The organism is Pseudomonas sp. BP8 (genome assembly GCF_017875955.1).
Taxonomy (GTDB): domain Bacteria; phylum Pseudomonadota; class Gammaproteobacteria; order Pseudomonadales; family Pseudomonadaceae; genus Aquipseudomonas.
The window spans coordinates 2,919,193-2,931,670 of record NZ_JAGINK010000001.1 but is presented as its reverse complement, the minus strand read 5'-3'; the positions used below and the strand labels follow the sequence as shown (position 1 = coordinate 2,931,670).

10 protein-coding genes and 3 pseudogenes are annotated in these 12,478 nt (G+C 56.5%); 8 read left to right on the top strand and 5 right to left on the bottom strand.

Annotated elements, in window-relative coordinates:
• Positions 1-5: 5 nt before the first annotated feature.
• The 6 genes and pseudogenes from J3B00_RS12830 to J3B00_RS12810 form a co-directional block, all read left to right on the top strand.
• The gene (locus J3B00_RS12830) at positions 6-620 is read left to right on the top strand and encodes a LysR family transcriptional regulator (protein ID WP_281075455.1); all 615 of its coding nucleotides are present in this window, start codon (positions 6-8) and stop codon (positions 618-620) included.
• Positions 607-891, top strand: coding sequence for a LysR substrate-binding domain-containing protein (locus J3B00_RS26815; RefSeq protein ID WP_281075453.1), 285 nt, complete (start codon positions 607-609; stop codon positions 889-891). The genes J3B00_RS12830 and J3B00_RS26815 overlap by 14 nt, the downstream gene beginning before the upstream one ends.
• Before the next feature lie 116 nt (positions 892-1,007).
• Positions 1,008-1,871 carry an amidohydrolase family protein gene (locus tag J3B00_RS12825; protein WP_209867862.1) on the top strand — a complete coding sequence of 288 codons (864 nt, stop codon included), beginning with the start codon at positions 1,008-1,010 and terminating at the stop codon, positions 1,869-1,871.
• Positions 1,872-1,922: 51 nt separating this feature from the next.
• The gene (locus tag J3B00_RS12820) at positions 1,923-3,236 is read left to right on the top strand and encodes a dicarboxylate/amino acid:cation symporter (RefSeq protein ID WP_209867861.1); all 1,314 of its coding nucleotides are present in this window, start codon (positions 1,923-1,925) and stop codon (positions 3,234-3,236) included.
• An 83-nt stretch (positions 3,237-3,319) separates the two neighbouring features.
• Positions 3,320-4,549 carry an OprD family porin gene (locus J3B00_RS12815; protein ID WP_209867860.1) on the top strand — a complete coding sequence of 410 codons (1,230 nt, stop codon included), beginning with the start codon at positions 3,320-3,322 and terminating at the stop codon, positions 4,547-4,549.
• 681 nt (positions 4,550-5,230) lie between these two features.
• A pseudogene (locus tag J3B00_RS12810) lies at positions 5,231-5,515 on the top strand (GFA family protein); the annotation flags it as partial.
• Positions 5,516-5,545: 30 nt separating this feature from the next.
• Here the strand turns inward: J3B00_RS12810 and J3B00_RS12805 are convergent.
• The 3 genes and pseudogenes from J3B00_RS12805 to J3B00_RS12795 form a co-directional block, all read right to left on the bottom strand.
• A pseudogene (locus tag J3B00_RS12805) lies at positions 5,546-7,066 on the bottom strand (IS66 family transposase).
• 63 nt (positions 7,067-7,129) lie between these two features.
• Positions 7,130-7,465, bottom strand: a complete 336-nt coding sequence (gene tnpB, locus J3B00_RS26590; protein ID WP_232893846.1) for an IS66 family insertion sequence element accessory protein TnpB — start codon at positions 7,463-7,465, stop codon at positions 7,130-7,132.
• Positions 7,462-7,782 carry a transposase gene (locus J3B00_RS12795; RefSeq protein ID WP_034111071.1) on the bottom strand — a complete coding sequence of 107 codons (321 nt, stop codon included), beginning with the start codon at positions 7,780-7,782 and terminating at the stop codon, positions 7,462-7,464. Before J3B00_RS12795 ends, tnpB begins: the two co-directional genes overlap by 4 nt.
• A gap of 100 nt (positions 7,783-7,882) precedes the next feature.
• Here J3B00_RS12795 and J3B00_RS26585 point away from each other — a divergent pair.
• Positions 7,883-8,008 (top strand): annotated as a pseudogene (locus J3B00_RS26585) (GFA family protein); the annotation flags it as partial.
• A 68-nt stretch (positions 8,009-8,076) separates the two neighbouring features.
• Here J3B00_RS26585 and J3B00_RS12790 read toward each other — a convergent pair.
• Both J3B00_RS12790 and J3B00_RS12785 read right to left on the bottom strand, forming a co-directional pair.
• Positions 8,077-9,630 carry a hypothetical protein gene (locus J3B00_RS12790; RefSeq protein WP_209867858.1) on the bottom strand — a complete coding sequence of 518 codons (1,554 nt, stop codon included), beginning with the start codon at positions 9,628-9,630 and terminating at the stop codon, positions 8,077-8,079.
• A gap of 673 nt (positions 9,631-10,303) precedes the next feature.
• Entirely contained in the window at positions 10,304-11,197 is an 894-nt protein-coding gene (locus J3B00_RS12785; protein WP_209867857.1) for a LysR family transcriptional regulator, read from the bottom strand.
• A 94-nt stretch (positions 11,198-11,291) separates the two neighbouring features.
• Between J3B00_RS12785 and J3B00_RS12780 the strand changes: the two genes are divergently transcribed.
• Positions 11,292-12,458 carry an MFS transporter gene (locus J3B00_RS12780; RefSeq protein ID WP_209867856.1) on the top strand — a complete coding sequence of 389 codons (1,167 nt, stop codon included), beginning with the start codon at positions 11,292-11,294 and terminating at the stop codon, positions 12,456-12,458.
• Positions 12,459-12,478: the final 20 nt, after the last annotated feature.

The window sequence follows — 12,478 nt, the reverse complement described above, 5'->3', positions numbered from 1 at the left end:
GCCCCATGGATCTCAAACAACTGGAATGCTTTGTACGGGTGGCAGAATTTGGCAGTTTCACCAAAGCCGCAGCTGTCCTAAACATCTCGCAGTCTGTCGTAAGTCGACAGGTTCGCCAGCTTGAGGTCGAACTCCAGGAGCATCTACTGATGCGTAATGGACGTGGGGTATTACTAACCGGTTCCGGCCAGCGACTCTTCGAACACGGTAAGGGCATTCTCAGACAGGTTCAGGTAGCGCGAGAAGACCTACGCGAACAGCGTGATACCCTGTCCGGCAAAGTCGTCATTGGCCTCCCGCCCAGCATTTCTCGGCGCGATACCGTGGCGTTGGTAACGGCATTTCGCAAGCGCTTCCCTAATTGCATCCTAGGCATCAAAGAAGGTCTTACTCACTCGGTGCGCGAGTGGCTGCTCTTGGGGCGGCTGGATTTTGCGCTGCTTTTCAACCCTGGACAGAATGCGCAGCTGCAATACGAGCACCTACATTCTGAGCCATTGATGCTCATCGGGAGCCAGCATTCCGATCTCCCAACCACAGTCCCGATGAAGGATTTGGGCAAGTTTCCGCTCATTACCCCGAGTGAGCCTCATTTCAATTCGGCGCTTGATCGAGACTGAAGCTAGACGCCACGAGGTTCAGCTCGACATATCTCTGGAGATAGACAGCATCCCGTCCCTGCTGGAGCTGATTGATCTCGACATGGGCTATGGAGTGCTGTTTCGTTCCGCGCTGGTTAACAGCAACGGCCAATTGGAAGGTCTCAAAGCCGCCCAGATTGTCGATCCCACCATTCAGACCCATCTATTCCTAGCCACATTCGAGCAGAGACCGCTCTCCCGTCTCGCAGAACAAACGATGGCGCTCGTGCGTGAGGTTTGCATACCTTAGCCTGGCGCATGCAAAAACAGCATAACTGCTAGAGCGAGGGTCGAGTTGTTGAGAGGCTGGAAGACGCCCACCATCGGGCTATCGATTCCACTAACAACGACTAACCAGGATACGAGATGAAATCTTGCCTCGCTCCAGATCCACACCCCACCATCCCCCTGCAAAAGCTGCCAGAAGGCGCATGGGACGCACATTGCCATGTGTTTGGGCCCGCCTCGGTTTTCCCTTACGCAGAAGACCGCAGCTATACGCCTCCAGATGCCCCTTTCGAAACTTTGCGGTCTTTGCACGATCACCTCGGTTTCAGCCGTGGCGTAATCGTCCAGGCCAGCTGCCACGGCACCGACAATCGCGCCATGCTCGACACAATTGCTCGCAGTGAGGGGCGGTATCGGGGTGTAGCCATCGTGAATGGCACCGAATCTGATGAACAACTGGCAGCCCTTGATGCCGGCGGTGTTCGTGGGGTTCGTTTCAACTTCGTGGCTCACCTGGGCGGAGCCCCCGATCTCGATGTTTTCGACAGCACTGTAGATCGTCTTGCAGATCTTGGATGGCACGTGGTTCTGCACCTGGACGCCCAAGACATCCTCACCTACGCAGATCGGCTTGCGCGGATCCCGGTACCTTTCATCATCGACCACATGGGCCGAGTCAAAGCCCAGGATGGCATCGACCAGAAGCCATTCCACGCGCTCCAACAACTGATGGAAAACCCATTGGCCTGGGTGAAGGTCTGCGGTGCAGAACGGGTCTCCGCAGGTCGTCGACCGTTCGAGGATGCGATACCTTTTGCAGAGCGGCTTATTGAGATCGCTCCGAATAGAGTTCTGTGGGGTACTGACTGGCCACATCCAAACATCTCTAAGGACATGCCAAACGACGGCGGATTGGTGGATCTGATGTTCAGATTCTGTACGGATCCAGAGAGGCGCCAGAAGCTGTTGGTAGAAAATCCCCTGAAGCTATACGGACGCTAAGCAACAACGCTCGACCATTCTTCCAACAATAAGATTTCAGTGAGAATAGCTATGAACTCCAGCCCTGCGTCTGCTCAGGCCGAAGCTACATCACCCTCCGTGGTGAAAACCAAACCGCCCTTCTACAAAGCGATGTACTTCCAAGTTCTACTCGGAATCATTGCTGGCGTCGTGGTCGGTCACTTCTGGCCTACATTCGCCGCTGACCTAAAACCTCTGGGCGATGCCTTCATCAAGCTGATCAAGATGATTATCGGCCCAGTCGTTTTCTGCACGGTGGTAAGCGGTATCGCTGGGATGCGAGATCTGAAGAAAGTGGGTCGCGTTGGTGGCAAGGCCCTGCTCTACTTTGAAGTCATCTCCACGGTGTCCCTCATCATCGGCTTGATTGGGGGTCACCTTTTCAACCCCGGCGGAGGCTTCAACGTAGATGTGAACTCTCTGGACGCCTCAGCTGTAACTGGGTTCGCCGAAAAGGCTCAACACATGCACATGGTTGAGTTTCTGATGGGGATTATCCCCTCAACATTTGTCCAAGCTTTCGCCGAAGGGAATGTGCTCTGCATCCTGCTGGTGTCTGTCCTTTTTGGATGCGCACTCTCGGCGATGGGTGCAAAGGGAAAGCCGGTCTACGACATCATCGAAGGTTTGTCAGGGGTTTTCTTCCGGATCGTCCACATCATCGCCAAGCTCTCTGCCGTAGGTGCGTTTGGTGCGATTGCTTTCACCGTAGGCACCTATGGGGTTGGCGCCTTGCTGCCTCTCATGAAGCTGGTCGGCAGTTTCTACATCCTGTGCGCGCTTTTCGTAATCGTCATTCTCGGTGCAGTGGCCAAGGTTTGCGGATTTAGCATTCTGCGATTCATCGCTTACATCAAGGAAGAGCTACTGGTGGTGCTCGGCACCAGTTCCTCAGAAGTGGTACTGCCTCAAATCATGGAAAAAATGGAGCGTTTGGGCTGTTCCAAACCAGTCGTAGGACTGGTCATCCCGACGGGGTACTCGTTCAACCTGGATGGCACCAATATATACCTGACGATGGCAGTCCTTTTCATTGCTCAAGCCCTGAATATCGAGCTGTCCCTCAGCCAGCAATTGACGCTGGTGGTGGTGGCAATGCTGACATCGAAAGGCGCCAGTGGCGTATCGGGCGCTGCGTTCGTGATGCTGACCAGCACACTCATGGTCGTGCCGGTTGTTCCTGTAGCAGGCATGGTACTTATCCTTGGTATCCACCGTTTCATGGGGACTGGCCTTGCCATGACCAACCTGGTTGGCAACGGTGTGGCAGCGCTGGTCGTCTCCGCATGGGAGAAAGAACTGGACCGCGAAAAGCTTGCACAAGAACTCAGCATCAAGAAATAAGGCCTCAAACTAATACAATAAAAATATGCCCCTGTTCGGCCTTAGGCCGAGCAGCGGCCCTTTGCGTCAGGACAATAATAAAAATGAATCGTACTCTCTCATGCTCAATTGTCATTCCTTTGATTCTCGCGACCAGCAACACTTTTGCGGAAGGTTTTATTGAGGGCAGCAAAATCCGACTGGAGGCCCGAAACCTTTATTACAATGGAGACTTCCGAGAAGGCACCGGGGTATCGAAAAGAGAAGAGTGGGCTCAAGGGTTTTTACTTAACTATGAGTCTGGTTATACATCAGGCCCGGTTGGCTTCGGGGCGGACGCATTGATCTTTGCAGGGTATAGGCTGGACTCTAGCCCTGATCGTTCAGGTAGTGGGCTGCTTCCAAGAAACGATTCTGGCGAAGCAGTAGACGAGTATTCAAAGGCTGGGTACGGCGTGAAAGCCAAAGTATTAGACACCACTATTCGATACGGCATGTCACTGCCCAAATACCCTATTCTCCAGTACAACAATAGTAGATTGACGCCGCAGACATTTCAGGGGTTCCAAGTCACCTCGACAGATATTGATCGATTGACTCTCAACCTCGCGCAGTTCGACCAGACCATTACCCCAGACTCTACGGACTTGAAGGACATCACCCTCGCCGTGAAAGATGGCCGCTATCGTGCAACTGGGATCGGTGATTTTTATCGACTCGGGGGAGCCACTTATAAAATCACGCCTCAGCTGAACGCCAGTTATTTCTATGGAGAGCTGGATGACGTTTATCGTCAACAATATGTTGGCTTGGTTCACAGCATGCCACTAGGAAACGGTAACCTCACTACCGATCTGCGTGCTTTTGCGAGCAGCGACATCGGTGCCGCCAACGCTGGTGATGTCGATAACCGAGCCTATGCGGCCTCGTTCAACTACTCAATGAATAATGGCCACAGCGTAATGGCGACGTACCAGGTCATGCAGGGATCGACCGGGTTTGCCTACATCAATAACCCCTACCTTCCCAACTATGTGCAGTATCACGACTTCGGGAGCGCAGGCGAGCGTAGCTGGCAGCTTCGCTATGGCTATGACTTTGCTGCACTCGGGGTTCCGGGACTCAGTTTCTTCACGGCCTACATTCATGGAGACGGATTGAAGAAGGTTGGTGCCGACAAAGAATGGGAGCGTGACGTGGAAGTGAACTATGCGTTTCAAGGGAAGCTAAAAGGATTTTCTATAAGGCTTCGCAATGCAACATTTCGCAGCGATGATCTGCGCGACATCGATGAGACGCGGTTGATCGCAAGCTACCTTTTCACATCATTCTGACACAGAGCCCCCAGTCCAAAGGTAGGTAGGATTGCCTGTCGCGTTCGCGGACGGTGCTGCCAGGTTCGGCAAGAACGGACTTTAAGACCTGGCAGTTTTAGAAGGGGATGATTAAGTCAGTCTCAAATACTGTTAAAAACAGATGCTACTATGGATCGCTGGCAGATCGCCTTGACCTCGGCTTGATCAACAGATTGCGAAAAGCATGAACACTGTATCCCGGACTCACCGCAAAGCGATTGCTATTGGCCAGTTGCAGCCCTTCGCGAGAGGCAGCTATGGGTCGAAAGCGGCCGGTCGCAGAATGACTGCTTCGACCCATAGCTGCCGCTGAACTGAGCAGTAATCTTGTGTGAGTCGACTTGACCCGCTAACAGGCCGGCTCTGGAGAAGGAGTCTTCTGGCACGGGCTAAGCCCGTGTTCGCGGGGCAAGCCCGCTCCTACAGGATACGCGCCGCATTTAGGGGCTTTGTTCTCCTCGCGACAGCGTAGCCCGAATGGTTGGGCGATCACTTACAAAGATCATCGGCAGCTATGGGTCGAAACCAGCGACTCGCGAAAGGCCGTTTTTGACCCATTGCAGCCCTTCACGAAGGGCCGGAATCGGCCAGAAGCGGGCGTTCGACTGATCAGATTCAGGTGGTTAAGCTGGGGTCTTTTCAAGCGACAGGGACGAACGCATGACAGAGGTTTACCAGGGAAGCTGCCTTTGCACAGCAATCCGTTACGAGCTTCTGACGACGCCAAAAGCAGTGAGTCATTGTCACTGCGCTCAATGCCGCAAAGGTCACGGGGCAGCATTCGCTTCATATGGAAGCGTGCCCCGTAGCGCACTACGGATACTCAACGGGGCCGGACACATCACCAGATATTCTTCTTCAGAATCGGTGCTTCGCGAATTCTGCGCGCGGTGTGGCTCGACTTTGTTCTGGTCACGTTCCCAAGGTGAATTTACCGATTGGGTGTAAGCGTCCGCCCAACTCACCTTGCGTAAGTTAGGCAGACACCCACTGATGCGGTAACAGTTGCCCGATCTCACTGGCCCGTTGCGTCGGCAACCGCGTCAGTACATCTTTGAGATAGGCATACGGATCATGCCCATTCATGCGCGCCGATTGGATCAGGCTCATGATTGCAGCTGCTCGTTTGCCGCTGCGCAACGACCCGGCAAATAACCAGTTCGAGCGCCCGAGTGCCCATGGCCGTATCTGGTTTTCAACTTGGTTGTTGTCGATGGGCACAGCACCATCGTCCAGGTAGCGCGTCAGCGCTACCCAGCGTTTCAGGCTGTAGTCGAGGGCTTTGGCCGTGGCTGATCCGTTGGGCACCAGGTCGCGCTGGGCCAACATCCAGTCATGCAATTTTTTACTGATCGGTACCGCCATTTCCTGACGTATTCGCCAGCGATCTTCATCACTCATGTCCCGCGCCTGGCGTTCCACCTCGTACAGGCCGCTGATCGAGTGCAACGCCTGTTCGGCTAGCTGACTTTTGTTCGCCACATGCAGATCGAAAAACTTGCGACGGGCGTGGGCCATGCAGCCGATCTCAGTGATGCCTTGCTCAAAACCAGCTTTATAGCCAGCGAAGTCATCGCAAACGAGCTTGCCGTTCCAGTCGCCCAGGAAGTTACGCGCGTGTTCGCCAGCACGGCTTGGGCTGAAGTCGTAGACCACCGCCTTGAGCGCCGAAAACGGCGTCGTGCTGTAGGCCCAGACATAGGCTCGGTGGGTTTTCTTCTCGCCCGGCGCAAGCATTTGCACCGGCGTTTCATCAGCGTGAATCACGCCCTGGTTCAGAACGGCTTCACGCAGTGCATCGACCAGCGGCTGGAGCCGCACACCGGTTTGTCCGACCCACTGGGCAAGGGTCGAACGAGCGATTGCCAGCCCCGCGCGGCCAAAGATTTTCTCCTACCGGTACAGCGGCAAGTGGTCGGCAAACTTCGCCATCATCACGTGGGCCAACAAGCCTGTGTCGATAACCTGCGCCGGCACCGGCGCCTGCATCAGTATCTCGCACTGACGGCAGGCCCATTTGCCACGCACATGTTGCTCGACAGTGAACACGCCCGGCGTGTAATCCAGCTTCTCGCTGACGTCTTCGCCGATGCGCTGAAGTTGGCAGCCACAGGCGCACTGAGTCTCTTCGGGTTCGTGACGAATCACTGTGCGTGGAAACTGCGGCGGCAATGGCGCACGTTTCGGAGATTGCCGTGGCTCGGCTTGTGGCGAAGCTGGAAGGAGCTGTTTCAGTTCTGCTTCGATAGCTTCAAGGTCTGTGTCGAGCAGGTCATCCAGCAAGCTGCCTTGCGCCGGGCTGATTTGCTCGCTGCGCTTAGCAAACTTGTGGCGCTTGAGCAGGGCGATTTCGAACTTGAACTGTTCGATGAGGATTTCATCGTTCTGGATCTTCCTGCTCATCGCCTCGACTTTGGACTGCAACTGCAGCGCCTGTGCCGCCAAGGCACGGAGCTGTTCCGGGGTCATCTGGTCGAGGTTGGGCGAGAAAGTCATGCCGCCGACTGTGCCAGAGCAGGCCCGAAACGACGACAAGCAGACCGGTCAAATGGCCGGCGATTACAGCATGCTGATCACGCCACCCGTACCGACTCGCTGCCACGGCAAACCCAGTACCAACGCCTGGAGTTGTTCGCTGTCGAGTTCGACCTCGCAGCCGTGGCGAATTCCGGGCCAGTGAAACTTGCCTTGGTTCAGTCGCCGCGCCGCAAGCCAGACGCCCACGCCATCGTGCACCAGTACTTTCATCCGGTTAGCCCGACGATTGGCGAACAGATAAGCGCAGTGCGGCTTCGCCGCACCGAACACTGCGATCACCCGGGCTAATGCGGTTTCGGTGCCGGCGCGCATATCCATCGGCTCGGTGGCCAGCCAGATTGCATCGATGCGGATCATTGAGCGACAGCCCGGATAAATTGCGCGCAGCCCTCGGGATCTGAGGTTGGCCATTTCACTGTGATCACTTGGCCGGCCATGGGCAACTCGATGATCACTGACGCTTCGGCTGGCCGTTTAGGTACGGCTTTTAGCGGGACGAATGCCGGTAGTGAAGTCGCTGCGGGCTGGTCTCGATAGAGCGGCATCCATTTTCGGATGACGTTGGCATTGATGCCGTGGCTGATGGCGACACTTGAGACAGTGGCCCCAGGTTGCAGGCATTCCTGAACGACTTGGGCTTTGAACGGTTTCGGATAAGAGCTTCGTTGGCGCATGGAAATCCTGGCGATAAGGGCGATCGCGTCCGCTTAAAAATACGCGGACACCATCGCCCTTAAAGCTGGAGTTCGGAAGGTGAGTTCGCCGGACGGTTACGATTGGGTTTCGATTGCACTGGGCACACTCGACAGCCCCTTCACACCTCAGAAGCAAAAACACGTTCATATCGACTCCAGAGTTCACTGGTATACGCCATCCAGCTCATCGTCTCAGGTGGAATGACCGCAATGGGTCGGAAGCTGCCCTTCACGAGTAACCGCTTTCGACCCAAAACGGACGTTTGGCTTTGTCTACAAAACCGACGTCGATTTCCGGTAAGACTTCTTGTCACTCACCCAGCGGTAGCGGTTGGGATCTGTTGCCAGCAAATACACCCTCATAGCTTCCCGCGTAGCCTTGTCCAGCCTAAGGAAGATGCCACGTAGTTCGGCGTCGATGCCCTGTTTGCTGGCACCGCGCCGCTCAGCCTTGGCGTACCAGTCATGGCCTTTCCCAAAGTTACCAAGCTCCATGCACAATGCGCCTAGCAAAGTGCATGGACGGAAGTCTTGCGGCTGTAACTCATGCCCCTGCTTGCCGAGCTGAAGAGCTTCGTCACACCGCCCCAGGTCGCGCATGACGCCACCGCGGGTGGTGCACAAGGCTGAGTGGATCCTGGGGTGTTTGAGTTGAATGACCGGCACACTGGCGAGTAGTTCGAGTGCTGACGTTGGCTGATCGCACTTTCGATAGTGGGCACTGGCGTTGATTGCGTTCCATGGGTCTTGGGTGCGGCGGTACTCATTGCCGCAGAACTCGGCCTCGCGCAGGTGGTAGGCCCTCCGCAGTTCCCCAATAAAATACTTTTTGGCCTCAGTATTGAGCCAAACGAAATCGTCAGGGACCACTCGGTTGCCGCAGTCGACGTTCTGGAGGACGTCCATCATCCGTGGCATCAAAGACTCATCGATGGCGAAAAACCCGTATTTCCTACGCAGCACGTACGCAGGATCGCTTTCGCGGGCAATGCGGGCGACTTCGGCAGCCTCATGACGGACTCTTTGTGCTTCGGCCTGTTTAAGGCGAGCTGCGTAGGCGTTTTTCCGTGCTACTTCGTCTGCATCGATGCCTGAAATATAGGACTCGTAGATGGCTTGGCCAATAGCCAATGCATACAGGCGGGCGGGTCCCTTGATCTTAAGGTAGTTGAGATAGGCCGCTGCTAGCGGACGCCCTTGATAGAGGGCATTAAGGATATTGCTAAGCGGCGATGTAACCGCACTAGGGAGGTGGCTCACACGGTAGTGCCGGGCAATGTCATAGGGAGTAGGAGCGATGTAACCGGGTTTGCTCATGCGAGCCTTGAATGATGCTTCGGCAGCCTCACGATTACGCTTGCACTGCACCGCCCACTCGGTTTCACGGTCGATGCGAGCTGTTTCAGCAGCCTCACGCTCACTACTGTAGTGTGCCACCTGCTCGCTTTTTCGAACGGCGCGGGCAATACGGGCGGCCGCTGCCGCTTCTCCCTTGCGCCGGCACTCCACAGGCCATTCGGCTTCCTGGGCTAAGCGGTCCGCATTCTTGGTTTGGTGTTCTATTTTTGCAGCCTGTTCGGAGGCTACTAATGCTGGATCTAAAGCTGCGATGAAGGCCTCATATGTGATCTGGCCGGTCGCCAGTTGATGGAGTTCGGTGAGATTCTGCTGCTGTAGGTAGGTCCGTGATAGTGCAGTGAGCGTACTCCCACGAAACATTGTTTCGAGGATATTGCTGAGGCGAGTGGCAGGAATAGTCGCGCTGGTAATGCGGCTGACGCAGAAGTGACATGCGATGTCGTAGGCAGTTGGGCGATTCAATTCCATTCAAGAGAGTCCGTTCTAGCTTGATTAACCTAATCTGAATTCTCTCACAAACATTAGAGGTCCGCCTCTGGTCGGATAGTGGGGCCTGGTCTCGAACGTCGCTATGCAAGGCCCGAATCTATTCTGATTTTGTAGAGAGTCCAACCATTGAAAACGATACTTGGTGAGGGGCAGCTATGGGTCGATAGCGGACGGTCGCAGAGTGCCTGCTTTCGACCGATAGCTGCCGCTGAACTGAGCAGTAATCTTGTGTGAGTGGACTTGACCCGCTAACAGGCCGGCTCTAGAGAAGGAGCCTTCTGGCACGGGCTACGCCCATGTTCGCGGGGCAAGCCCGCTCCTACAGGATACGCGCCGCATTTAGGGGCTTTGTTCTCCTCGCGACAGCGTAGCCCGAATGGTTGGGCGATCAACTGCAAAGATCATCGGCAGCTATGGGCCGAAACCAGCGACTCGCGAAAGGCCGTTTTTGACTCATCGCAGCCCTTCACGAAGGGCCGGAATCGGCCAAAAACGGTCTTTCACGACGGCCATTTAAGACGTGCGGACGCCCCATCACTACCAGAGCTTGAGATTGTTCCAGTAAGGCAAACCACCTATTGATAGTGCACCTAAAAATGCCTTGGTCACTTCAACATCACGAGTACCCGGAAATATCAGCTTGCGCCTCCGCTTACATCCGGTGATGTTCCAGCAAGAAGTCCACGAACAATCGCACCCGCGCCGGCATTGCCGGCCCGCCGACGAACACCGCATGAATCGGTTCCTGGTCCCCGGGGTTCCAGGCTTCCAACAGGGGAATCAAGTCGCCGCGCTGCAGATCTCCGCTCACGCTGAACTCACCGATACGTGCAATGCCGGCACTTACACGCGCGAGTTGTGCCAGCGCTTCACCACTGCTGCATTCGATGTTGCCGCTGACCTTTAGGGAAAAGTCTTTTCCATCTCGGATGAACGGCCAGTTGGGCTCGGCACGCCGGAAGTTGAAGCGCAGGCAGTTGTGCTGTAGCAGGTCTTCCGGTTCCTGGGGGATGCCGTGGCGCTGCAGATACTCGGGCGATGCCACCACTACCTGGCCGGTGTCGCCGATCCTGCGCGCGGTCAGCGGGCTGTCGGGCAGATGGCCAAAGCGGACCGCGACGTCGGCTTGCCCGCCGAGAATGTCGACCACTTCGTCGCCGAGAGTGAGGTCGACGACGATGTTCGGGTAACGGGCGCTGAATGCTGCGACCAAGGGAACGATGGCCAGCCGTCCATGGCCAAGGGCGGCACTGACCCGCAATCGCCCCCTGGGTACGCCTTGGTCGGCGATGGCTTCTTCGACCTCGTCCATGTCGGCCAGGATACGCCGGGCGCCGCGCAGGAACGCTTCGCCTTCGGCAGTGAAGGTGATCGCTCGAGTGGTGCGCAACAGCAGGCGGGTACCAAGACGTTGCTCGGTACGCGCGATGATCCGACTGACTGCCGAGGGTGTCAGGCCCAGTGCACGCGCGGCGGCCGACAGGCTGCCCTCCTGCGCCACGGTGGTGAACACGCTCATTTCACCTGACCTGCCGTTGAAATCCACTTGTGACTCCTGCGCAAAGGTGATTGCCAAAAATGCTATCTACCGCCTGAAAAGGCTGGATCGTAGCATTAGCGGCATAGATAAGGAGCCTTCCATGCGTATCAATCCACCACTTGTCGCGCTCGCCATCGGTGCCTTCGGCATCGGCGTAACAGAATTCGCCCCCATGGGCATGTTGCCGGGTATCGCTGCGGATCTGGGCGTTTCCATTCCCGCCGCCGGTTTGCTGGTCAGTGCTTATGCGCTGGGCGTATTGCTCGGCGCACCGCTGATGACCCTGACCACCGGCAGGATTCCCCGGCGCTATCTGCTGATCGGGCTCATGGCGATTTTCACCCTGGGTAATCTGATGTCAGCCCTGGCCACCGATTACTACAGCCTCATGGTCGCCAGGGTGGTGACCTCTCTGAACCATGGTGCATTTTTTGGCGTTGGCTCGATCGTCGCCGCCAGCGTGGTCGCCCCGGAGAAACGTGCCGGGGCGGTTGCGGCGATGTTCATGGGCCTGACCCTGGCGACCATCGGCGGCGTGCCGCTGGCCGCCTGGTTTGGCGAGCTGTTCGGTTGGCGCACCGCTTTCTGGGGAATTACCGGCCTCGGCGTAGTGACCATGGCCGCGTTGTGGTTCGCCCTGCCTAACCTGAAGGCGCCGCAAAGCGTCGGTGTAATGGCCGAAATTCGGGTACTGGGGCGTGGTCCGGTGCTGGGCGCGCTGGCCCTGACCGTAGTCGGATCTAGCGCAATGTTTACCGTCTTCACCTACATCGCGCCGATCCTCAGCAGCGAGACCAATGGTTCCACCGTCTACATCACCGCCATGCTGGTGCTTTTTGGTGTGGGGTTGACGCTGGGCAATGTGTGGGGCGGCAAGGCCGCCGACCGCTCGATAGATCGCACCTTGATCGTCTCGCTAAGCGTTCTGATTCTCGTCTTGCTGGCGTTCACCCTGCTGATGCGTTGGCCGGTGCCGGCTGCTCTGGCCATCCTGGTATGGGGTATCGCCAGTTTCGCCCTGGTGCCGCCGCTACAGATGCGCGTCATGGAAGCAGCGAAGGACGCGCCCAATCTTGCCTCCGCGGTGAACATTGGCGCCTTCAATTTTGGCAACGCTATTGGCGCAGCGCTGGGTGGAGCGGTGATCAACGCCGGTCTGGGTTATCCAGCGATTTCCCTGGCCGGAGCGGCGATGGCTGCTCTGGGGTTGCTGATGGTGTTGGCTTTTGCCTGGCGCTCCAGAACGATTGAAGCAGCAGCGGTGTGACGAAGATTAGGGGGGGTGGT

Excerpts from the sequence above, each read along its gene's own strand:
- J3B00_RS12830 (WP_281075455.1), top strand. The coding sequence starts at position 6 with ATGGATCTCAAACAACTGGAATGCTTTGTACGGGTGGCAGAATTTGGC.
- J3B00_RS12825 (WP_209867862.1), top strand. The coding sequence starts at position 1,008 with ATGAAATCTTGCCTCGCTCCAGATCCACACCCCACCATCCCCCTGCAA.
- J3B00_RS12820 (WP_209867861.1), top strand. The coding sequence starts at position 1,923 with ATGAACTCCAGCCCTGCGTCTGCTCAGGCCGAAGCTACATCACCCTCC.
- J3B00_RS12815 (WP_209867860.1), top strand. The coding sequence starts at position 3,320 with ATGAATCGTACTCTCTCATGCTCAATTGTCATTCCTTTGATTCTCGCG.
- tnpB (WP_232893846.1), bottom strand. The coding sequence starts at position 7,465 with ATGATCCGCATCGATGCAATCTGGCTGGCCACCGAGCCGATGGATATG.
- J3B00_RS12795 (WP_034111071.1), bottom strand. The coding sequence starts at position 7,782 with ATGCGCCAACGAAGCTCTTATCCGAAACCGTTCAAAGCCCAAGTCGTT.
- J3B00_RS12790 (WP_209867858.1), bottom strand. The coding sequence starts at position 9,630 with ATGGAATTGAATCGCCCAACTGCCTACGACATCGCATGTCACTTCTGC.
- J3B00_RS12780 (WP_209867856.1), top strand. The coding sequence starts at position 11,292 with ATGCGTATCAATCCACCACTTGTCGCGCTCGCCATCGGTGCCTTCGGC.